The 20,440-nt window shown below is 45.2% G+C and carries 18 protein-coding genes; 8 read left to right on the top strand and 10 right to left on the bottom strand.

Going from position 1 to position 20,440, the window contains the following annotated elements; translation table 11 throughout:
• Window positions 1-63: 63 nt before the first annotated feature.
• On the bottom strand, window positions 64-1,314 hold the full coding sequence (locus EXA13_RS01180; RefSeq protein ID WP_238131487.1) for an iron-containing alcohol dehydrogenase: 1,251 nt from the start codon (window positions 1,312-1,314) through the stop codon (window positions 64-66).
• 300 nt (window positions 1,315-1,614) lie between these two features.
• Here EXA13_RS01180 and EXA13_RS01175 point away from each other — a divergent pair, with 300 nt between their 5' ends.
• On the top strand, window positions 1,615-1,881 hold the full coding sequence (locus EXA13_RS01175; RefSeq protein WP_099612274.1) for a GrxA family glutaredoxin: 267 nt from the start codon (window positions 1,615-1,617) through the stop codon (window positions 1,879-1,881).
• 167 nt (window positions 1,882-2,048) lie between these two features.
• A complete protein-coding gene (locus EXA13_RS01170; protein WP_238131486.1) occupies window positions 2,049-3,725 on the top strand; it encodes an aspartate:alanine antiporter in 1,677 nt (558 codons plus the stop codon).
• A gap of 74 nt (window positions 3,726-3,799) precedes the next feature.
• Here EXA13_RS01170 and fabV read toward each other — a convergent pair whose 3' ends face one another.
• The 3 genes from fabV to EXA13_RS01155 all read right to left on the bottom strand — a co-directional run bounded on the left by fabV (window position 3,800) and on the right by EXA13_RS01155 (window position 8,162).
• Window positions 3,800-5,002 (bottom strand): enoyl-ACP reductase FabV, encoded by a 1,203-nt coding sequence (gene fabV, locus EXA13_RS01165; protein WP_238131485.1) that lies wholly within the window; start codon window positions 5,000-5,002, stop codon window positions 3,800-3,802.
• A 190-nt stretch (window positions 5,003-5,192) separates the two neighbouring features.
• Entirely contained in the window at window positions 5,193-7,475 is a 2,283-nt protein-coding gene (locus EXA13_RS01160; protein WP_238131484.1) for an acyl-CoA dehydrogenase, read from the bottom strand.
• Between the two features lie 60 nt (window positions 7,476-7,535).
• On the bottom strand, window positions 7,536-8,162 hold the full coding sequence (locus EXA13_RS01155) for a TetR/AcrR family transcriptional regulator (RefSeq protein WP_238131483.1): 627 nt from the start codon (window positions 8,160-8,162) through the stop codon (window positions 7,536-7,538).
• Window positions 8,163-8,576: 414 nt separating this feature from the next.
• Between EXA13_RS01155 and EXA13_RS01150 the strand changes: the two genes are divergently transcribed.
• Both EXA13_RS01150 and EXA13_RS01145 read left to right on the top strand, forming a co-directional pair.
• On the top strand, window positions 8,577-9,470 hold the full coding sequence (locus EXA13_RS01150; RefSeq protein WP_238131482.1) for a pyridoxal-phosphate dependent enzyme: 894 nt from the start codon (window positions 8,577-8,579) through the stop codon (window positions 9,468-9,470).
• 21 nt (window positions 9,471-9,491) lie between these two features.
• Window positions 9,492-9,761, top strand: coding sequence for a DUF1496 domain-containing protein (locus tag EXA13_RS01145; RefSeq protein ID WP_238131481.1), 270 nt, complete (start codon window positions 9,492-9,494; stop codon window positions 9,759-9,761).
• A gap of 2 nt (window positions 9,762-9,763) precedes the next feature.
• On the opposite strand, the gene EXA13_RS01140 is transcribed toward EXA13_RS01145, so the two are convergent.
• The 6 genes from EXA13_RS01140 to EXA13_RS01115 form a co-directional block, all read right to left on the bottom strand.
• Window positions 9,764-11,218, bottom strand: coding sequence for an NAD-dependent succinate-semialdehyde dehydrogenase (locus EXA13_RS01140; RefSeq protein WP_238131480.1), 1,455 nt, complete (start codon window positions 11,216-11,218; stop codon window positions 9,764-9,766).
• A gap of 104 nt (window positions 11,219-11,322) precedes the next feature.
• The gene (locus EXA13_RS01135; RefSeq protein WP_238131479.1) at window positions 11,323-12,042 is read right to left on the bottom strand and encodes a carbonic anhydrase; all 720 of its coding nucleotides are present in this window, start codon (window positions 12,040-12,042) and stop codon (window positions 11,323-11,325) included.
• 203 nt (window positions 12,043-12,245) lie between these two features.
• On the bottom strand, window positions 12,246-13,463 hold the full coding sequence (arsJ, locus tag EXA13_RS01130; protein ID WP_238131802.1) for an organoarsenical effux MFS transporter ArsJ: 1,218 nt from the start codon (window positions 13,461-13,463) through the stop codon (window positions 12,246-12,248).
• A 44-nt stretch (window positions 13,464-13,507) separates the two neighbouring features.
• Window positions 13,508-14,002 (bottom strand): cyclin-dependent kinase inhibitor 3 family protein, encoded by a 495-nt coding sequence (locus EXA13_RS01125; protein ID WP_238131478.1) that lies wholly within the window; start codon window positions 14,000-14,002, stop codon window positions 13,508-13,510.
• Window positions 14,003-14,013: 11 nt separating this feature from the next.
• Window positions 14,014-15,015 (bottom strand): ArsJ-associated glyceraldehyde-3-phosphate dehydrogenase, encoded by a 1,002-nt coding sequence (locus EXA13_RS01120; RefSeq protein ID WP_238131477.1) that lies wholly within the window; start codon window positions 15,013-15,015, stop codon window positions 14,014-14,016.
• A 24-nt stretch (window positions 15,016-15,039) separates the two neighbouring features.
• Window positions 15,040-15,381, bottom strand: coding sequence for a metalloregulator ArsR/SmtB family transcription factor (locus EXA13_RS01115; protein WP_099612266.1), 342 nt, complete (start codon window positions 15,379-15,381; stop codon window positions 15,040-15,042).
• 335 nt (window positions 15,382-15,716) lie between these two features.
• Here EXA13_RS01115 and EXA13_RS01110 point away from each other — a divergent pair, with 335 nt between their 5' ends.
• From EXA13_RS01110 to pstB, 4 genes are all read left to right on the top strand, one after another.
• Window positions 15,717-16,739, top strand: a complete 1,023-nt coding sequence (locus EXA13_RS01110; RefSeq protein ID WP_238102775.1) for a substrate-binding domain-containing protein — start codon at window positions 15,717-15,719, stop codon at window positions 16,737-16,739.
• A gap of 69 nt (window positions 16,740-16,808) precedes the next feature.
• Window positions 16,809-18,194, top strand: a complete 1,386-nt coding sequence (gene pstC, locus EXA13_RS01105; protein WP_238131476.1) for a phosphate ABC transporter permease subunit PstC — start codon at window positions 16,809-16,811, stop codon at window positions 18,192-18,194.
• Window positions 18,195-18,210: 16 nt separating this feature from the next.
• Entirely contained in the window at window positions 18,211-19,581 is a 1,371-nt protein-coding gene (gene pstA / locus EXA13_RS01100; RefSeq protein WP_238102771.1) for a phosphate ABC transporter permease PstA, read from the top strand.
• Between the two features lie 38 nt (window positions 19,582-19,619).
• A complete protein-coding gene (gene pstB / locus EXA13_RS01095) occupies window positions 19,620-20,426 on the top strand; it encodes a phosphate ABC transporter ATP-binding protein PstB (protein WP_238115236.1) in 807 nt (268 codons plus the stop codon).
• Window positions 20,427-20,440 lie beyond the last annotated feature (14 nt).

Below are 20,440 nucleotides of genomic sequence, written 5' to 3'. Positions count from 1 at the left end.
TATTCACATGGAATAAAAAACGGAGCAAAATTTGCTCCATTTTTTATTCCACTTTTTGTACCACTAAGGGTTGAGTTCCCCTCCTTGTACTAACGCATCCTCTTCTATCAGTTGCATCTTAACTTCATCGTCGATGGGATTAAGATGAGCATTCCCCACCCCATGGCAAGAACAAACTTGGTGAAGAATATACACCAACCGCTCATGAGTCAGAGGAAGAGGGTTCCCTTTAATGGCCTGAGAGCGCAATGCATCTTGTGCAACCTGATCAAAGGAGGTCGTGCAAACACCAAATTGAGTCAACGTAGGCAATTGCAGTTTGTCCAACATCATTTGTACCCAGAGTACCCCGTCCTCAATATTAACATTTTTCCGTTTGGTTAATATTTGTGAAATTCGATAATAGCGCTGCAAAATATCATGACGAGCTTCTTGCTTAGCTGCATTAATATTTTCACGCATCACATAAGGGGCTAAACGTGCCGTAATGACACTATGAGGAGCGTCCAACTTTCCACCGAGAGCTGAAGCCAAACCATGAGCGGCACCTAATTTGGCATTGGTAATCGCCATCCCCCCAAGCATCGCCGCAAAAGAGAGATCAGCACGTGCTATTTTTTCATCTCGACAACACGCCGCCACAGTAGAACGAGCCAAACGACGAAGCCCTTCTTCACAAATCATATCGGTTAACGGGTTCGGTTCCCCGCAGACATATGCTTCCATTAAATGCGTGAAGGCATCCATTGCACCACGCCCGGAGGTATAACGATCGGTTCCGTAGGTTAAACTTGGGTCAATAATGGCGAGCGCTGCCAGCATATCTGGGCTACGTAAGCTCACTTTAACTTTATCTTGCCCCGATTTTAGAACCGCATTTTTTGTCACTTCTGCTCCAGTACTGGCAGTCGTTGGTATGGCAATGAAAGGCAAAGGCTTAGTTTTTAATGGCACATCACGCCCGACCACTTCTACATAGTCGTAGACATTGCCTTGATTGGGAATAATGGCCGCTAGCGCTTTTCCCATGTCCAATACACTTCCCCCGCCTATCGCCACAACCACTTGAGGCTGAAAGCGACGCCCCGCCATCGCCGCCTCTTCCACCATGGTAATATTGGGTTCCCCATGAATAGCGATATGCTGGTAACGCATGTGTTGCTGCTGTAAATAATCTGTAATTACCTGAGCACGCTGAAGATTTTTCCCTGACACTAAAAGTACGCTGTATCCATATTGATTAATCATAGATAACGAGTTTTGCAACACTCCCTCACCGAACACGATTCTATTCGATGTCATAAACTGAAACATGCTACCTCCAAGCCTCAGGCTTCCCTTACTTGCTACCAGCTTGCGATGAATTCATTGATCATTTTTTGATGCAGTGCAATGAGCGAAGAAATAAAAAAAGATTCCTTAAAGAGTATGCTCATCATCACATCCTGATTGCATAGTTACATAGCATTCCCATTAATGATGAGAATAGACGCTTTGCTCAACTGATGAAAAAATCGACCATCGTTTTTACCTATCAGAGCAAGTGTCAATTCACGCTTTATTTCCTAATTGGGATCGGGCATAGTGGCGAAAATGAAAATAGAGGAGAAAGTTATGTTCGTAGTGATTTTTGGCCGCCCGGCTTGCCCTTACTGTGTTCGAGCAAAAGAGCACGCAGAAACCTTAAAAGCCAAACGTGATGACTTCAACTACCGTTATGTTGATATTCATGAAGAAGGGATCTCCAAAGCTGACCTAGAAAAAACGGTGGGTAAACCCGTTGAAACGGTGCCTCAAATCTTTATCGATCAACAGCATATTGGCGGCTGCACTGAGTTCGAAGCTTATGCAAAAGAGCACTTAGGATTGTTTGACGAATAACTCGACCGAACAGCAAAACCCCCGCAACTCATTAGCGGGGTTTTCTTTGCCCATTAGATTAAAGAATGCACAAAGAATAAAAAATTCACTTATCTTTTTGTCTATTTACGATACAATCACCACAATTTAATCACCCTCCCTCTTGCACGCTTGAACTGAGCTAAATTGTGAATATCGACGTTGTACTTTTACTAGAACAAAACCCTATCCTCCTTATTTTCGTCGTCTTGGCTATTGGCCTTGCCTTTGGAAAGATCCGCTTTGGCAGTTTACAATTAGGAAACTCAATTGGCGTACTTATCACTGCCCTGGTCATGGGGCATCTCGGTTTTTCTTTTAATGCCGAAGCCTTAACCATTGGCTTCATGCTATTTATTTACTGCGTTGGTATCGAAGCCGGTCCAAACTTTTTCGGCATATTCTTCCGAGATGGCAAACATTATTTGATTCTCAGCTTAGTGGTGTTGATCACCGCAACATGGATAACCTATTTTGCCAGCCACTATTTCAATCTTGATTATGGTTTAGCCGCTGGCATGATGGCGGGAGCTTTAACGTCTACCCCCGTTTTAGTTGGGGCACAAGATGCACTCAATTCAGGACTTGCGAGCATTCCACGAAATATGGATTTGTCGCTTATTTTAGAGAATGTATCTGTCGGCTATGCCATGGCTTACCTTATTGGCCTGATCAGCATGATCATGTTCGCCAAGCTACTGCCTAAACTACAAAAGCAAAATCTCTCTGATTCAGCTCAACAAATTGCACAAGAACGGGGCATCGGAGGGCAACGTAAAGTCTATCTTCCAATTATCCGGGCTTATCGGGTTGGGCCAGAATTAGCCAATTGGGTTGATGGGCGTAATTTGCGAGAGTTGGGGATCTACCGCCAAACGGGTTGTTATATAGAACGAATTCGCCGAAATGGCATTCTCGCCCATCCTGATGGCGATGCTATTTTACAAGAAGGAGACGAGATTGCATTAGTCGGTTTCCCTGATAGCCACGCTCGCCTTGATCCTAGCTTTCGTAATGGAAAAGAAGTCTTTGATCGTAACCTTCTCGATTTACGGATCACAGAAGAAGAAATCGTGGTAAAAAGTGACAGTATTGCAGGTAAACGTCTATCTGATCTTAACTTGTCTGAATATGGCTGTTTCTTAAACCGAGTCGTACGTGCACAAATTGAAATGCCGATGGATCTGGATATCGTGTTAGCGAAAGGGGATGTTTTGCAAGTCAGTGGAGAAAAAAGCCGAGTAAAAGGCCTTGCGGAAAAAATTGGTTTTATCTCTATTCACAGCCAAATGGCCGACTTAATGGCATTTTGTAGCTTCTTCATTCTTGGTATCATTTTTGGTTTGATTACCATGACCTTTGGCCAAGTCTCCTTCAGCTTAGGCAATGCAGTGGGGCTTTTATTATCCGGCATCACCTTAGGTTTCCTACGTGCTAACCACCCCACCTTTGGTTATGTTCCTCAGGGTGCCTTGAATATGGTTAAAGACCTAGGGCTGATGTTTTTCATGGTCGGCATTGGGCTCAGTGCCGGGGGAAAAATGTTTGAACATTTATCTGAAGTGGGCCCACAAGTCATTGGGCTTGCTTTTATTGTCAGTGTACTCCCTGTCGTTTTTGCCTATTTAGTTGGAGCCTATTTGCTGAAGATGAACCGAGCTCTACTCTTTGGGGCTATCATCGGGGCTAGAACTTGTGCTCCTGCTATGGATATTGTTAATGATTATGCGAAATCCACCATCCCTGCATTGGGTTATGCTGGTACTTACGCGATTGCCAATATTTTAATGACCTTAGCGGGCACCATCTTAATCATTTTAAACTAAAGTAATTCAACAAATTAAGAGACTAAAAAAGGCGCAAACAGCGCCTTTTTGTCATGTTGGATAGGATAATAAAGTTAGATATCAATCACATCAAATGCAACTTCTGGGTTGACATCCGCATCATAGTCCACCCCATCAACACCAAAGCCAAACAGTTTTAAAAACTCTTCTTTATACAGCTCATAATCGGTCAATGTTTTTAGGTTTTCTGTGGTAATTTGCGGCCAGAGTTCACGACAATGCTGCTGAATATCGTCACGCAGTTCCCAATCGTCTAAACGTAGACGATTCTGCTCATCTGTTTCAGGTACGCTACCATCCGCTTTATACAAACGCTGGCTGAACATACGGAATATTTGCTCCATACAGCCTTCGTGGATACCTTCTTCTCGCATCTTTTTAAAGACCATTGCAATATAAAGTGGCATCACTGGAATGGCAGAACTTGCTTGAGTGACCACAGATTTCAGTACTGCAACATTAGCACTGCCCCCTTTTGCGGCAAGCTGCGCATTCAATGCCGTAGCAGCGCGGTCGAGATCCATTTTTGCCCGGCCCAAAGCCCCATCCCAATAGATTGGCCAAGTCAATTCGGTACCGATATAGCTGTACGCAACGGTTTTACACCCTTGAGCTAAAACACCCGCTTCATCTAATGCTTGAATCCACAATTCCCAGTCTTGCCCCCCCATCACAGTAATGGTATCTTCAATTTCCTGCTCTGTTGCGGGTTCAACACTGGCTTCAATAATGACATCTTTATTGGTATCCACCGCTGTTGAGGTATACGTTTCACCAATAGGTTTCAGCGACGAACGGATCACTTCGCCAGTTTCTGGCAGTTTACGCACGGGAGATGCCAACGAGTAAACCACTAAATCAATTTGACCCAGATCTTGCTTAATAAGATCAATCGTTTTCTGTTTTGCTTCATTAGAGAAAGCATCACCATTGAGACTTTTTGCGTATAAACCTTCAGCCTGTGCCAACTTATCAAAGGCTGCCGCATTGTAAAAACCCGCCGTTCCAGTTTTTTTCTCAGTACCCGGCTTTTCAAAAAAGACCCCGATAGTCGCTGCACCACCGCCAAAAGCAGCAGCAATACGAGACGATAACCCATAACCACTAGAAGACCCAACAACGAGAACACGCTTGGGTGCATTGGCAATAGGGCCTTGAGCTTTGGTGTAGGCAATTTGTTCTTTTACGTTCGCTTCACAACCCACTGGATGGGTAGTGGTACAGATAAATCCACGAATTTTCGGTTTGATGATCATATTCAACTTCCTTCAAAAATCTCGGTTAGGATAAAAGTTTCAGCGCCAGATCGCATCTTATTTCTGTCAAAATGCGCTTTTTTGCCAAGTGGTTGGAGCTGTTAATGATAATTTTGCCACAATCCGCCTAAAAATGAGACAAGGCCCCAAAATGGGGCCTTGTGAAGAGCGGTAAGAAGATTATGTTAACTTAAGCAACATGGTTCAACTTCGGAGCCTTGATTTTATGGGTCCGAACTTCTGACATGTCGTGGCTAAAATGGTCAACTTGAATCGCTTTATAACGTAATTTATCTGCAGCCAAAATCGCATCAACATCATCAGCGCTCAGTACACCAGCTGCTTTTGCTTGAGCTAAACGTTCAACCAACGGCCCTTTACGATCCACTTTGCCCTCTTTGACCGCTTTGTGCATTTGTCGCTCTAAGCCTTTCACGCTGTACATAGCAAGGAATGCTTTCTCGATCAGCCCAACGCTGTCGTTCTCATCTTGGCCCACGTAGCATAAATGCGTTAAGCGATCACGATGAGCCCCTGGAGTCATCAAGCTTTCCGCGATTCTCACGCTTAATTGATCGCTAGGTGCCTGATAATGATTACCCAATGGGAAAAGTAGCCCTTTCATCACTACACCAACGGCTTTTTGCGGGTAGTTCCGATACGCATCATTTAATGCTTTTGCGGCATGGTGTAAGCAATGCTGCATGGCATAATGCACATAATCTAAATCGGCTTGCTGACGCCCTTCATCTTCATAACGTTTTAATACGGCAGAAGCCATATAGAGGTAACTGAGTCCATCACCTAAACGAGCTGAGATCATCTCTTTGCGTTTCAGATCTCCGCCCAACGTTAGCATCGCAAAATCAGCACTTACGGCTAAAGCTCGGCTCAAACGTGTCATTTGCTGATAATAGGTTTTGGTTGGCCCACTCATTTCCGCTTTAATAAAACGAGAACCCGTCAACGCTGCCCCAAATGCACCAAAGGTATTTTTAAGTGCATGGCCGATATGTTTAAATAGCAACGCATCAAACTCTTTTGCACCTTGCGCCGTATCCGGGTTTGCCGCTGCTTCCATTTCTTTGAGAACGTACGGGTGACAACGGGTGGCACCTTGGCCAAAGATCATTAAGTTACGCGTTAGAATATTCGCCCCTTCAACGGTAATCGCAACAGGCACGCCAAGATAATGGGAAGAAAGATAATTCATTGGGCCATCTTGAATCGCTCGCCCAGCATGAATATCCATCGCATCATTTAGAATGGTACGGCCAATTTCTGTCATATGATATTTCGCAATGGCAGTAATAATGCCCGGCCGCTCTTTAAGGTCTAACGATGTGGTCGTTAATGTCCGTGTCGCCTCAAGCAAATAAGTCAGACCACCGATTCGGCCAAGTGCTTCAGCGACGCCTTCAAATTTACCGATCGACATACCAAACTGCTTACGAACATACGCGTAAGCACCCGTTGTGCGAGATGTTAAGTGACCAATCGCGGTCCCCAGTGCTGGTAATGAAATACCACGTCCTGCAGACAAACATTCCACCAACATCCGCCAGCCTTTGCCTGCATAGTCAACACCGCCAATTAACCAGTCCATAGGGATAAAAACATCGTTACCACGAATTGGACCATTCATAAATGCTAAACCAAGTGGGTCGTGTCGCTCGCCAATTTCGACACCTTTATGGTTAGCAGGAATTAACGCACAGGTAATACCAATTTCTTTTTGTTCTCCGAGTAATCCATCTGGGTCAGAAAGTTTAAACGCTAACCCCAACACGGTGGCTACTGGCGATAAAGTGATATAACGCTTATTCCAGCTCAAGCGGATCCCTAATACTTCTTTTCCTTCATGTTTTCCATAACACACCACGCCTTGATCGGGAATGCTGCCCGCGTCTGAGCCTGCTTCTGGGCCCGTTAATGCAAAGCAGGGGATTTCCGTACCGTCCGCTAAACGAGGCAGCCAATAATCTTTTTGAGCTTGTGTACCATAGTGAGACAATAGCTCACCAGGGCCCAATGAGTTCGGCACCATCACAGTCACAGCGACACTGGTACTACGAGTCGCAATTTTAGAAACGATGGTTGAATTGGCAAGTGCAGAAAACTCACGCCCACCATAAGCTTTCGAAATAATGAGAGAGAAGAAGCGCTCTTTACGTAAAAAGGCCCATACTTCTTTAGGTAAATCCCGATCATGTTTGGTGATTTTATATTCATCAATCATGGAAAGTAGCGTTTCTAATTCATTATCCATGAATGCTTGTTCTTCTGCACTCAAGGTTGGTTTTGGATAATGGTGTAATTTTTTGAAATCAGGTTTGCCAGAGAACAGTTCCCCATCCCACCAAACACTTCCCGCTTCCATCGCTTCTTTCTCGGTCGCCGATAACGGAGGTAAAACCTGTTTAAAGAGTTTAAAAGCAGGGTCACTAATCCATTTTCTTCTTAGAGAGCTCATAGTCAGATCCTTTTGTTCACTGGTTAATTGTTATATTTATTATTGTTGTATTGCGTTAACTTATTTCGCTGCCACACCGGCGGCCAAATAAGGAATAATTTGATCGATCATTGAGTTAGCATCCACTTTAACGTCAAAGTCATTTTCAGCAATCTCGGCTAACGCTTGGCTAGAAGCCATCGTAAAAACACAAGTTCCAAGGGTGAAGTGTAACCGCCAAAATAAGGTTTCTCGGGTTAAATCCGGATTTGCCTTCATGACCGATTGAGTAAATAAACGTAATACCTCGTCATAGCGGGTGGTGATAAACCACCGCAAATGCCCTTGTACATCGGTATAACCTCGACCAATCAACAACATAAAGCGACTGGTCCCATTAGGACGTACATGCTTAAGTGCCTTTAGTGGCCCTCGCAGAGCTTCAAAAACCGCTTCCATCGAATAGTTATCCTTAGCATTAAGTTCAATCAATGAGGCTTTGACGGCTGGCATAAATGCTTCAAGGTAGCGGCTCAATACAGCACGGACGAGAGTTTTCTTATCACCAAAATGATAATTGACGGAGGCTAAATTCACGTTAGCTTTGCTGGTAATCGTACGAAGAGAGGTATCATTAAAGCCATGCTCTGCAAACAATCCTTCTGCAACATCGAGTATTTTTTCTTTGGTTCTGCTCTTCAAAGCCATTTCAATTATCCGTATCAAACATCTGTTTGAAATATACTCATGAAACAGAAGATTAACAAGCGCTTAACATCACACTTTTGGGTCATGGTCCGACCAGAGGTATTTTTGGTTACTTAACTGTTTGAAAATGTATCTATTTAAGATTTTTCTAAAAAAATACCATTAATTTTCTTTTTTAAAGGAACTCTTTCGATTTAACCCGGTCTGATTTATCGTAGTTGACAGAGCATTAAGAGTTTTACGGCCGTCGAACTTTCTTCTTCACTGACAACCACAACGCTGCTTTTTCTTATTTAACTCCTATATTTTATCCGCCCAGTTCGACTTTGTTCTGGGCTTTTTTTCGTACGGAATACCGCTCGTGTAAAAGAAACGGTATACTTCGCCGCGTCATTACTTCACTCTGATGTCTTCATGAAGCTTACTCAAAGCCCGATCACAGAACACCGTTTTCAAGGCCATGCTTTTTATCTCAAGCGAGATGATCAGCTCCATCCACAATTTTGTGGCAATAAAGCCCGAAAATTTCTTTCCTTACTGGAAAAGGAAGCGCCCGGTATCACCACATTAGTCAGTTATGGCTCCGCACAAGCGAACTCACTGTATTCACTCTCTGGCTTAGCCGCCATTCGTGGCTGGCAATTAGAATATTATGTTAGCCATATCCCTGACTGGCTAAAAAATCGCCCCATCGGTAATTACCGTGCAGCGCTGGAGCTTGGTGCTAAGGTAATAGAGACTGGGGGCTTATTTCCTAAACATCCCCACCAGTACATCCTGCACGTACGTCAGCCCGATGAACATTGCCTATTTATTGAAGAAGGAGGGCGCTCACCTCTAGCGGAATATGGCGTAAAACAACTGGCCCTCGAACTACTGGAATGGATTCAGCAACAACCCAAGCAACGCTGGGTTGTCGCGCTGCCTTCAGGGACAGGCACCACTTCCCTCTATTTACACAAAGCCTTAAGGGTCCATGATATTGAGGTTATCACCTGCCCATGTGTGGGTGGAGAAGCATACCTTCGGCAGCAGTGGCAACAACTTGGAGAAAGCCAACATCCCACTATTCTTTCTCCTGAGCGCAAACACCATTTTGGTCACCTTTATTACGAAGATTACCAAATATGGCAGCAGTTACATGAGCAAACTCATGTTGAATTTGAACTCTTGTACGATCCTTTGATGTGGCGCTGTTTAATGGATTGGTTACCGCAGCATAATGATCTATCGTTAATCTATATCCACCAAGGGGGATTATTAGGTAACGAAAGTATGCTTCCCCGCTATCAGCGACAATGGGGTTAAAGTAAAAGAGGAGTACTTATCATGCTTAAAAAAACACTGGTGATCATTACCTTGCTGACAAGCCACACAGTGCTGGCAGAATCAAACCATACGTTACCCAAAACCGTGCTACTTGAGCACGGTAGCACCCAACGTGTTTGTTACTATCAAGATAAAGCCTATTCTGAAGGGGCTATTTTACCCATAGGGCAGACCTTGCTGATTTGTCAGCGAGCCAACAAGTTTGAAACCAATGGCTCACTGAAATGGCATCCGCTCAACGTGCAAACCACCACACCACCGCAGCCATGAGCTTAATACGTCAGTCCACCCATTAAGGTATATTTTACCTCTTGATACTCTTCTAACCCTTGTTTGGCGCCTTCTCGCCCTAAGCCTGACTCTTTCACACCACCAAAAGGAGCAACGGTGGTCGAGATCAAGCCTTCGTTGATACCCACAATACCACTTTCTAATTGCTCGCTCATTCGCCACGCCCGAGCATGAGACTGAGTGTAACAATAGGCAGCTAAACCAAAGTGACTACGGTTGGCTCTTTCAATAACTTCTTCTTCAGTGCTAAAACGGAATAGAGCAGCGAGTGGGCCAAAGGTTTCCTCATGAGCCACCAACATATCATCACTCATTTCGGTTAAGACATGAGGAATGAACAACCGACTCCCCGCTTCTGGTAATGTACCAAACGCCACTTTGGCTCCTTTTTCTAAAGCATCTTCAATGTGGCTACGCACTTTATGGACCGCTGCATCATTAATTAATGGTCCCATTTGGGTCCCATTAGCTAATCCATTGCCAACTTTCAGTTTGCGCACTCGATCAACCAACTTAGCCGTAAATTGTTCATAGATACTGTCATGCACATAAATACGATTGGCACACACACAGGTTTGCCCTGCATTGCGGAATTTCGCAATCATAGCTCCCTCAACCGCAGCATTAATATTGGCATCATCAAAGACAATAAAAGGAGCGTTACCACCCAACTCCAAAGAGAGTTTTTTTACATTGGAAGCGGATTGTGCCATTAAAATTTTTCCAACCCGAGTTGAACCCGTAAATGAGAGCTTGCGAATAAGAGGACTTTCGGTCAAAAGTTGTCCAACCATGACGGCATCACCAGTGACAACTTGCAATAATCCGGCAGGTAGCCCAGCGCGTTTCGCTAACTCGGCTAATGCCAAAGCCGTAAATGGTGTCTCTGGTGCAGGCTTTAATATCACTGCACATCCAGCAGCAAAAGCGGGAGCACATTTGCGGGTTATCATTGCGGCCGGGAAGTTCCACGGTGTGATCGCAGCCACGACACCAATGGGCTCTCGAGAGACCAAAATACGCGCATCGGCTTTATGTGTTGGTACCATCTCACCATAAGATCGCTTTGCTTCTTCCGCGAACCATTCCACAAAACTCGCTGCGTACGTAATCTCTCCTTTCGACTCTTTAAGAGCCTTCCCTTGTTCAAGCGTCATGATCTGGGCTAAATCTTCTGCATGCTGCTCAATCAAGTTAAACCATTGGCGTAAAACCATAGCGCGGGTCGCCGCAGTTTGCTTTGCCCATTGACGCTGCGCCAGTGTTGCAGAAGCGATAGCCTCCGTGACTTGCTGCGCGGTTAACTCTGGCACCGTACCAAGTACTGAATTATCGTAAGGATTGGTGATTGAGGTCGTTTTCCCCTCGCGGCTCTGGACCCATTGTCCATCAATAAAACACGCTTGCTGAAATAGGTTGGGATCGGATAAGTGCATACTTGTCTCCTGAAAACGTCCGACAATGACAAAATGAAAGCCAGCATATCAGTAAACTGGCTTGGTTTCATGGCTTGAATCGGGCTAAGCGGTAACGCTAAATGCTACTCCTGACTTAAAATCAGCCGAGCATTGTGTGGCTGGAGAGGTCGGTTATTATTCCCCATCATTGCGTGAATAGCCGATGCCTGTTCAACAGAAAGGGTTTTGGGCTGCTTTAACACCAACCAACGAACCCCTTCACTACATGGTGGCGTGGTTAATGAACCATTAAAACGATAGAAATGGTCGAATGAAGGTAATAAGGATTGAACATCCAAACCGTGACTTAATTCGATACTTTCCCCTATCTGGGGAAGCTTCTCCATCAATTGAGACAAGACTGAATTGGCTTCACCTCGCTCAAACATAACCGCAAGAACGGCGATATTTCCAGCCTCATCGGTATGCACAAAATGGGCTTCAAGTGGATATTGCTGTCCTTGAAGTCTATTTTCTGATGGTGTGTGAAAATGGAATTGTCGGAGGGTAAAGGTAACACCATCCAGCAACCATTGGTTTTCTCCAGATACCGAAGCTTGCAGTGTATGCCCATTATTGGTCAGCCCAGAAATAACCCCTTGGTAATGAATATTCAGCGGAGCTAACTCAGATTTAATGACCTGAGTGACATCAATTGGGCTTTGATTTTTCCCATCTTCACATATTTTGGAGACTTGCCCCCAATGTTCAGGAGCATGCTCACCTTGATACCCCCAGTCAGCCGCCTGAACGGAAGCCGATAAAACCAGAGCCATCGACGTTGTTAGTCGTAGTAATTTCATTCTTATTCCTTGAATGTTGATTTTTCAGTACAAACCCGACCTTAGCAATAAGGTCGGTAGGATAGATAAAGAGCCCCTACCCATCCTGTTGAAAAATACTATTACTGAATAATGACCACGACTAGCTATCCATCTGATCTATATTGAAAACTTACTATGATAAAACCGAAAGCCATGCATAATGCTCAGGCATTAATAGTTTTTTAACTGTGTTGTGCTTTCGGTAACCCAAATGAGATCAATGTCGTGAGTGACAAAAAGACAAAGGAAACCCACAAACAAGCAGCAAGCCCCCAAACTTGAAATACCCAACCAGACAGTATAGTCCCAATGAGTCGCCCCATCGCATTCGCCATGTAATAGAATCCAACATCCAAAGAAACCCCCTCATCTTTGGCATAGCTGACAATTAAATAAGAATGCAGTGAAGAATTAACCGCAAAAATGGCACCAAAGATCAAAAGCCCGAATACAATCACCAGCTCAGGTTGCCATTGCATTTGAATACTGTAAGCAATACCCGCTGTGACCAGTGTCAACAAAGCCGCCCAGCCAATAGCGGCTTTTCCATCTGGCATCTGACCTGTCGCTTTACCCGTGATCCGAGGAGCAAATCCTTGCACAATACCGTAGCCAATGACCCATAAAGCAAGAAAGCCACCCACAGTACTGTGCCCCCAACCAAACACCGAGCCTAAGTAAATCGGCAATGCAATCACAAACCAAACATCCCGCGCTCCAAACAAAAACATTCGAGCAGCAGAGAGAATATTTACCCGAGCAGATTTAGAAAAAATGTCGGAAAACTTAGGTTTGGCTTTCGCTTTGCCCATATCAGCTTGCAGCATCAATAAGCTGCCAACAAAAACAGCACTCAGAACCAGAGCCATTGCTAGAACGGCATATTGAAAGCCAATCCAGGTTAGCAATGCGCCACCTAAGAAAAACCCCGCTCCTTTTAACGCATTTTTTGAACCGGTTAACATGGCGATCCATTGATATAACGCCCCTTGTGCATCATCCGGCACTAACGTTTTAATGGCGCTTTTGGCACTCATTTTATTGAGATCTTTTGCAATACCAGACAATGCTTGTGCCGCCATCACCCAAGGAACCGTTAACCACACAGGCGGAACTGCCAGCATTAAAAGGGCGATGATCTGCATCCCAAGGCCAATATTCATTGTTCGGTTTAGCCCGAGCCGAGCACCAAGCCAGCCACCAATCAAATTGGTCACAACCCCAAAGAATTCATAGAATAAAAAGAGAGAGGCAATGGCTAAGGTCGAATAGCCCAAATCATAAAAGTACAACACGACCAACATCCGCAGCGCGCCATCAGTAATCGTGAAGTTCCAGTAATTAAACGTCACCAACATATACTGACGTATTGAAGAATGAAGTTGAGACAGCATGGTGATTTCTCGCTAAGAAAAGAGTGGCGAGTACCACTCTTATTAAAGGGTTATTTTTTAGCAAGCCGTTCAATATAGTCGACTTGTACTGGCTTGGTAAAAGCGCCAGGGCGCAACGCTTGAACTTGACGGATAATACGTGCCAGCGGCCAGCCTTTTTCTAACAATAAGTGCGCAGCCAATAATCCGGTTCGCCCGGAACCACCGAGACAGTGAAAAACGACCTTTTCACCCTTCTCTATCGCACGATGTAAAGCTGGGCTTATTTGTGCCCACTGGCTAGCAAATGCAGCATCGGGGGCGCAGTCATCTTCAATCGGGGCATGAAACCAGTGCATGTGAGCCTCTTGTACCCGCTGAGCTAATTCACTTACCCCCTGTTGCTGCATCTCATGCTCATTAATGGCTGTCACCACTGTAGTCACCCCTACCGCTTTTAGCTGCGCAACACTGTCGGCTAACGATGTGCCTTTCGTGCCAGGACAAGGTGTTAAGATCAGCGCTGCACCATTGTCTAGCGGCAATTCCCATATTGGATGTGTCATGTTTTTCTTCCTTATGCCAAACCCACTTTACGAACTAACTCAACAGTACGAGTGGCGTAACCCATTTCGTTATCATACCAAGCATAGATTTTCACCATCCGTTTACCGACCACCATGGTTGAAAGCGCATCAACGATGGTTGAACGCGGATCCCCTTTATAATCAATCGAAACCAGTGGCCGTGTTTCAAAGCCAAGAATGCCCTTCAGCTCATTGTCTGACGCTTCTTTGAGTAGCGCATTGACCGCTTCTGCACTGGTATCACGTTTCACATCAAAAATAATGTCCGTTAAAGAAGCGTTCGCTAGCGGGACTCGCACCGCGTGGCCGTTAATTCTCCCCGCCAAATCAGGGAAAATTTCGACGATTGCTGTTGCCGAACCGGTTGTCGTTGGAATCAAGCTCATCCCGCAAGCACGAGCGCGACGAAGATCTTTATGGGGGGCATCCAAAATGGTTTGAGTATTGGTTAAATCGTGAATCGTCGTAAAAGAAGCGTGTTCAATGCCGAGTTTTTCATGAATCACTTTAACAATCGGAGCGATGCAGTTGGTCGTACAAGAAGCAGCCGTCACGATGCGATGTTCTTCGGGGTTAAAGCTATGCTCATTCACTCCCACCACAATATTAGCAATCCCCGCTTCTTTGACGGGAGCAGACACCACAACCCGCTTCACCCCTTGAGCAAGATATTGGTTTAAATATTCACTTTTACGATGCACTCCTGTCGCTTCAATCACCACATCACACCCAGACCAATCCACTGCATTAATCGCTTGTTGTTGCGTTGTGTGAATCGATTTTCCATCGATGATCAGAGCATTACCCTCTGCTCGAACTTCGTGATGCCAACGCCCCTGTACCGAATCAAACTCAAGTAAATGTGCCAACGTAGCAGCATCACCTGCGACGTCATTGATCTGTACAAATTCCATGTCCGGCCAGTCATATGCTGCACGTAAAGCTAAACGACCGATACGGCCAAAACCATTAATTCCTACCTTAATCGACATAATCTTTCCTTCTTAAACCGTATGTTAGACACAGCACTGTGGGCGTAACTTCATCGCCGCCAAGCGAACCATGTCTTGCTGGTATTCTTCTTTTAAACAGTTGGAATCCACCAACCCTTGAATCTGTTTTCTCATCCAGCCGGGGAGGTGCTCTGAGAGGCGATAAAAGACCCACTGTCCTTGGCGCACATCCACCACCACACCGCTTGAACGCAATAAAGCCAAGTGGCGCGAGATTTTCGGCTGACTTTCTTGCAAAGCCTCGGTCAACTCAGCGACACAAAGCGGCTGTTCACGCGCAATCATCAATAAGCAGCGCACTCGAGTTTCATCTGCCAATAATTTAAAAAATTGATGAGGAAGCATAATTATCACCTTATATGGATATGCGTATATATTAGTTTTTAAACGTTATCCGTCAATGCATAGTCTGCGATTGTCATAAAAGTTTCATAACCAGAAATACGGTGATGAGGTTGTCATCATAGGGTCACACCACCGTCATAGCATTGCTCCACCTCGCTCATTAATACCAAATTTTTCTTTTCACCTACCCAACCTGTCACATTATTGTCATATAAGATCCATTTTACTGTCATACAAGCCGCCCAAAATTCAACTTAGTTAAACCAAACAAAGCCGCTTACGGAAGGCTAACAAGCCAAGGCGGTTTACGATATGAAATTAACGAGGGAAATATTATGAAGTTTGGACGCAACGCGCTATTGCTTGCCTCAACCATCGCCACGGCTATCTCAGCACCTGCAATGGCCCGTGAAACTATCCAAATTGCTGGCTCTTCCACTGTGTTACCGTTTTCATCGATTGTCGCAGAAGAATTTGGTCAAACATTCGCCCAGTTTAATACACCCGTTGTCGGCTCGGGTGGCTCAAGTGGTGGTTTACGTCAATTTTGCCAAGGTGTCGGTGTCAACACCATCGATATCGCTAACGCCTCTCGTGCTATCAAAAGTAGTGAACTAGAAAGCTGCCGAGCTAACGGTGTCACCGAAGTGATTGAAGTCAAAGTGGGCTACGATGGTATCGTTTTCGCCTCTCGCACAGACAGTGGTAGCTTTGCTCTTAAACCAGAACATGTGTTCAAAGCGGGCGCCGCTCAGGTACCTCAAAATGGCAAAATGGTAGCTAACCCATACACCAACTGGAAACAAATCGATTCCTCACTGCCTGACCAAGAAATTTTGCTTGTGATCCCAGGTTCTAACCACGGTACTCGTGAAGTATACGAAGAAAAAGTGGTTCACCCTGGTTGTGACACCTTTGCAGAAGTCAAAGCGATGGATAAAAAAGCCAAAACAAACTTCTGTAATGCTATCCGTACCGATGGTCGTGTAGTAGAAGTTGCTGGTGACTACACAGAAACCTTGGCTCGTTTAGATGCACAACGTAACGCCGTCGGCGTCTTTGGTTTAAGCTTCTATGACCAAAACCGTGACCGCCTCAAAGTGGCTACCGTTAATGGCATCACACCCAGCTTAGAAACCATTGGAACGGGTGAGTACCCAGTTTCTCGTCCACTGTTCTTCTACATTAAAAATGCCCACGTTGGGGTTGTCCCAGGGTTACTTGAATACGCACAATTCTTTGTAAGCGAGCAAATGGGTGGCATGGGTAGCCCATTAGAAGCCGCAGGATTGATTCCAATGGATGATAAAGAACGCGCCCAAGTTGCAAACAATATTCGCAACCGTAAAACACTTTAATACCCAATAAAGTGGCAAGAGGTTGAAATATCAACCTCTTGTTGCTGTTTTAATAAGGTAAGGACAGTAATGAGTAATATGATGCTAATGGTTGTACTACTCGCGGTTATGGCTTTGGCTTATCAGCTTGGGCTAACGCGCAGTAAAAAAGTGGCATCAACCAATACGGGACAAGCACAACGTCTGCACTCCCGCCCGGTTTACCACGGTATGCTCACTCTATTGTGGGCCGTTGTGCCTGCTTTTATCGTATTGGTGCTTTGGACGATATTTTCGCCCAGCCTAATCCAACATTTTGTACTCAATCATTTACCCGCCGAGTTTCAACCCACCAGCGTTGATCATGCTCGAGTATTAATGAACCGACTGCATAACCTCGCCAGTGGCTTTGCGGTTATCGATGATTTTGAAAGCTATGAAATCGCTGCGGCTGACTATCTACAACACATCCAGTTTCGCAGCCATGTATTACTCAGTGGTTTAATGGCAACGTTAGCCGCAGCTGGATTAGTCTTTAGTACCCGCCGAATTCGCACTGATTTACGGGCTCGTAATCAAGTTGAAAAAGCGTTACATATATTGCTAATCCTTTGTTCTGGTGTTGCCATCTTAACCACAATTGGCATTGTTTTGTCTATGGTCGGAGAAGCCTTTCGCTTCTTTAGTTTCGTTAACCCGATGGACTTTTTCTTCGGTACAACATGGAACCCGCGCTTCTCGACTGTCGGCACCAGTGGGCAAACTGGGTTTGGTATGCTCCCTCTACTCGCGGGCACTTTCTTGATCGCTTGTATCGCTCTTGCTGTTGCCATTCCTATCGGTTTGATGTGTGCTATCTATTTAGCGGAATACGCGCCAAATCGAGTGCGTTCCATTGCTAAACCTATTATTGAAATCTTGGCGGGTATTCCCACCATCGTATATGGCTTTTTTGCCTTAATCACCGTTGGCCCATTTTTAACTGAATTAGGTACGGTTCTCCATATTGATATCCGGGCCACATCTGCACTCACAGCAGGGGTTGTTATGGGGTTGATGGTCATTCCATTTATCTCATCGTTGTCTGACGATATTTTAACCCAAGTTCCCAAAGCGCTGCGTGATGGTTCACTCGGCTTGGGGGCAACAAAATCTGAAACCATTCGTAAAGTTGTCTTACCCGCTGCACTGCCCGGAATTACCGGAGCGGTTCTCCTTGCGGCAAGCCGTGCCATTGGTGAAACCATGATTGTGGTCTTAGCTGCCGGAAATAGCCCAGTCCTAACGGGCAACCCTTTTGAAGCGGTTTCAACCATGACGGTAACCATTGTCAATCAATTGACAGGAGACACTGACTTTGCCAGCCCTCAATCACTGGTGGCCTTTGCATTAGGGTTAACCCTGTTTGTGATAACCCTGTTTCTTAACGTTATTGCCTTAATGATTGTACGTAAATACCGTGAACAATATGAGTAATGCCATGGACAGTATCATGCAAAATTTAACGACCGCTTCGGCTGATAACTCGGTACAGCGAGAGCAGACCAAACAACGGATTGCTCAATCGCTTAAGAAGCGCCATGCCAGTGAGCGCCGCTTTAAGATGTTTGGAATGGGTGCCGTAGGGCTAGCACTCAGTTTCGTATTGATCTTATTTGTCTCTATTCTTTCCAAAGGCGTTCCCGCTTTCTGGCAAGCGACCGTCAGCTTAGAAGTTTATTTTGACCCTGATGTCATCAAAATTGACCCCAAACCCATTCAGAAAAATGGCGAATCACCTGCCGAATTTCAGCAGCGCATGCTCGCTTGGCAAACGAGCCTTGGTATGGTTAATTTCAATCGCATCATTGTTAATAGCTTAGCCACTGAATTACCGGAAGCATCCCGCTATCCGCGTGATGCTCTGCGTTTAATCACCAGCGGTGAACGTTTTGCACTACGTGATAGGGTTGCCAATGATCCAACGCTTATCGGTCAAACAGTGCGCCTTAATCTCTTAGCAGATGCGAATGTTGATGTCTGGCTCAAAGGTAATATCGATCGAGACCTCCCTGATTCCCGTCAACAGCTCAGCTCACGAACGCGAGCTTGGGCCGATAAACTGGCTGAGCGTGGTGTGATTGAAAATAAATTCAGCACAGCCCTCTTTATGAATGTGGACTCACGCAGTTCTCTGGCTTCTGCGGGCCTTGCGGGTGCCTTTATGGGTTCTGTCTTTATGATGTTGATTGTGATGCTGTTAGCCGTACCGATTGGCGTAGCGTCCGCCATTTACCTAGAAGAATTTGCGCCAAAAAACAAACTGACCGATCTCATTGAAGTCAACATCAATAACTTGGCGGCGGTTCCATCCATTGTGTTTGGTTTACTAGGCGCTTCCGTGTTTATTTTGTGGTTTAAACTGCCGTTATCTGCTCCTTTTGTTGGAGGTTTGGTGTTAACACTGATGACCTTACCAACGGTAATTATTGCCACACGTTCAACACTTAAAGCGATTCCCCCCTCGATTCGTCAAGCCGCCTTGGGTATTGGCGCATCAAAAACGCAGGCTGTATTCCACCACGTATTACCTCTCGCCCTGCCCGGTATATTAACCGGCTCAATTTTAGGTATTGCCCAAGCATTAGGCGAAACAGCACCACTGCTCCTCATCGGTATGAACTCCTTTGTTGCCAGCATTCCCGGTACACCGATGGAGCAATCTACCGCATTGCCAGTACAAATTTTCCTTTGGCAAGGCAATGAATTACGTAACTTTTTCGAAGCAAGAACCTCTGCCGCAATCATTGTATTGCTGGCTCTAATGATCAGTTTAAACGCGTTGGCTATTTGGTTACGTCGACGCTTTGAGACACGATGGTAATCAATATGATAAGTGAAGCAGTAATGAAAAATCAGTCAATGATCAACCCACAAATGGTCCGCCAGAACCCCAAAGCCAGTGTGGTAAAAAATACCAAGATGGCGGCTCGTGATGTCAAAGTGTTTTATGGCGAAACCGAAGCGCTACACGGCATCAATATGGATATCGTTGAAAACGAAGTCGTCGCCTTTATCGGCCCTTCAGGCTGTGGTAAATCCACCTTTTTACGCTGCCTGAATCGAATGAATGACACCATTGATACCGCTCGTGTAGTGGGTTCTGTCACACTGGATGGGCAAGATATTTATCACCCAAGTTTAGATGTCGTTCAGCTACGCGCTCAAGTGGGGATGGTGTTTCAAAAGCCGAATCCTTTTCCTAAATCGATTTACGAAAACATTGCCTACGGACCACGTTTACATGGCTTAGTTGATAACAAAAATGATTTGGATGAAATTGTTGAAAACAGCCTACGTCGCGCTGGATTATGGAATGAAGTTAAAGACAGGTTATCAGCACCAGGCACAGGCTTATCAGGAGGACAACAACAGCGTTTATGTATCGCCCGCGCCATTGCTGTCAATCCAGAAGTGATTCTAATGGATGAGCCTTGCTCCGCATTAGACCCGATTGCGACTTCCATCATTGAAGACTTAATTGATGAACTCAAAGGCAGCTATACCATTGCAATGGTGACACACAATATGCAACAAGCTGCTCGAGTTTCAGATAAAACCGCCTTTTTTCATATGGGTAACCTTGTGGAACTCAATGATACCCGCGAGCTTTTCACGAACCCAAGTGATAGTCGCACAGAAGATTACATTACCGGCCGCTTCGGTTAATTGACGATTTTTTA

Source organism: Vibrio cincinnatiensis (genome assembly GCF_022113815.1).
GTDB lineage: Bacteria > Pseudomonadota > Gammaproteobacteria > Enterobacterales > Vibrionaceae > Vibrio > Vibrio cincinnatiensis_A.
Note: the sequence above shows the minus strand (reverse complement) of the source record. Positions and strands in the feature narration are given on the sequence as shown.

What these genes read in the sequence shown, in the direction of transcription:
- EXA13_RS01180 (WP_238131487.1), bottom strand. Translation starts at nt 1,314, where the DNA reads ATGTTTCAGTTTATGACATCGAATAGAATCGTGTTCGGTGAGGGAGTG.
- EXA13_RS01175 (WP_099612274.1), top strand. Translation starts at nt 1,615, where the DNA reads ATGTTCGTAGTGATTTTTGGCCGCCCGGCTTGCCCTTACTGTGTTCGA.
- fabV (WP_238131485.1), bottom strand. Translation starts at nt 5,002, where the DNA reads ATGATCATCAAACCGAAAATTCGTGGATTTATCTGTACCACTACCCAT.
- EXA13_RS01160 (WP_238131484.1), bottom strand. Translation starts at nt 7,475, where the DNA reads ATGAGCTCTCTAAGAAGAAAATGGATTAGTGACCCTGCTTTTAAACTC.
- EXA13_RS01155 (WP_238131483.1), bottom strand. Translation starts at nt 8,162, where the DNA reads ATGGCTTTGAAGAGCAGAACCAAAGAAAAAATACTCGATGTTGCAGAA.
- EXA13_RS01150 (WP_238131482.1), top strand. Translation starts at nt 8,577, where the DNA reads ATGAAGCTTACTCAAAGCCCGATCACAGAACACCGTTTTCAAGGCCAT.
- EXA13_RS01145 (WP_238131481.1), top strand. Translation starts at nt 9,492, where the DNA reads ATGCTTAAAAAAACACTGGTGATCATTACCTTGCTGACAAGCCACACA.
- EXA13_RS01140 (WP_238131480.1), bottom strand. Translation starts at nt 11,218, where the DNA reads ATGCACTTATCCGATCCCAACCTATTTCAGCAAGCGTGTTTTATTGAT.
- EXA13_RS01135 (WP_238131479.1), bottom strand. Translation starts at nt 12,042, where the DNA reads ATGAAATTACTACGACTAACAACGTCGATGGCTCTGGTTTTATCGGCT.
- EXA13_RS01125 (WP_238131478.1), bottom strand. Translation starts at nt 14,002, where the DNA reads ATGACACATCCAATATGGGAATTGCCGCTAGACAATGGTGCAGCGCTG.
- EXA13_RS01120 (WP_238131477.1), bottom strand. Translation starts at nt 15,015, where the DNA reads ATGTCGATTAAGGTAGGAATTAATGGTTTTGGCCGTATCGGTCGTTTA.
- EXA13_RS01115 (WP_099612266.1), bottom strand. Translation starts at nt 15,381, where the DNA reads ATGCTTCCTCATCAATTTTTTAAATTATTGGCAGATGAAACTCGAGTG.
- EXA13_RS01110 (WP_238102775.1), top strand. Translation starts at nt 15,717, where the DNA reads ATGAAGTTTGGACGCAACGCGCTATTGCTTGCCTCAACCATCGCCACG.
- pstC (WP_238131476.1), top strand. Translation starts at nt 16,809, where the DNA reads ATGAGTAATATGATGCTAATGGTTGTACTACTCGCGGTTATGGCTTTG.
- pstA (WP_238102771.1), top strand. Translation starts at nt 18,211, where the DNA reads ATGCAAAATTTAACGACCGCTTCGGCTGATAACTCGGTACAGCGAGAG.
- pstB (WP_238115236.1), top strand. Translation starts at nt 19,620, where the DNA reads ATGATCAACCCACAAATGGTCCGCCAGAACCCCAAAGCCAGTGTGGTA.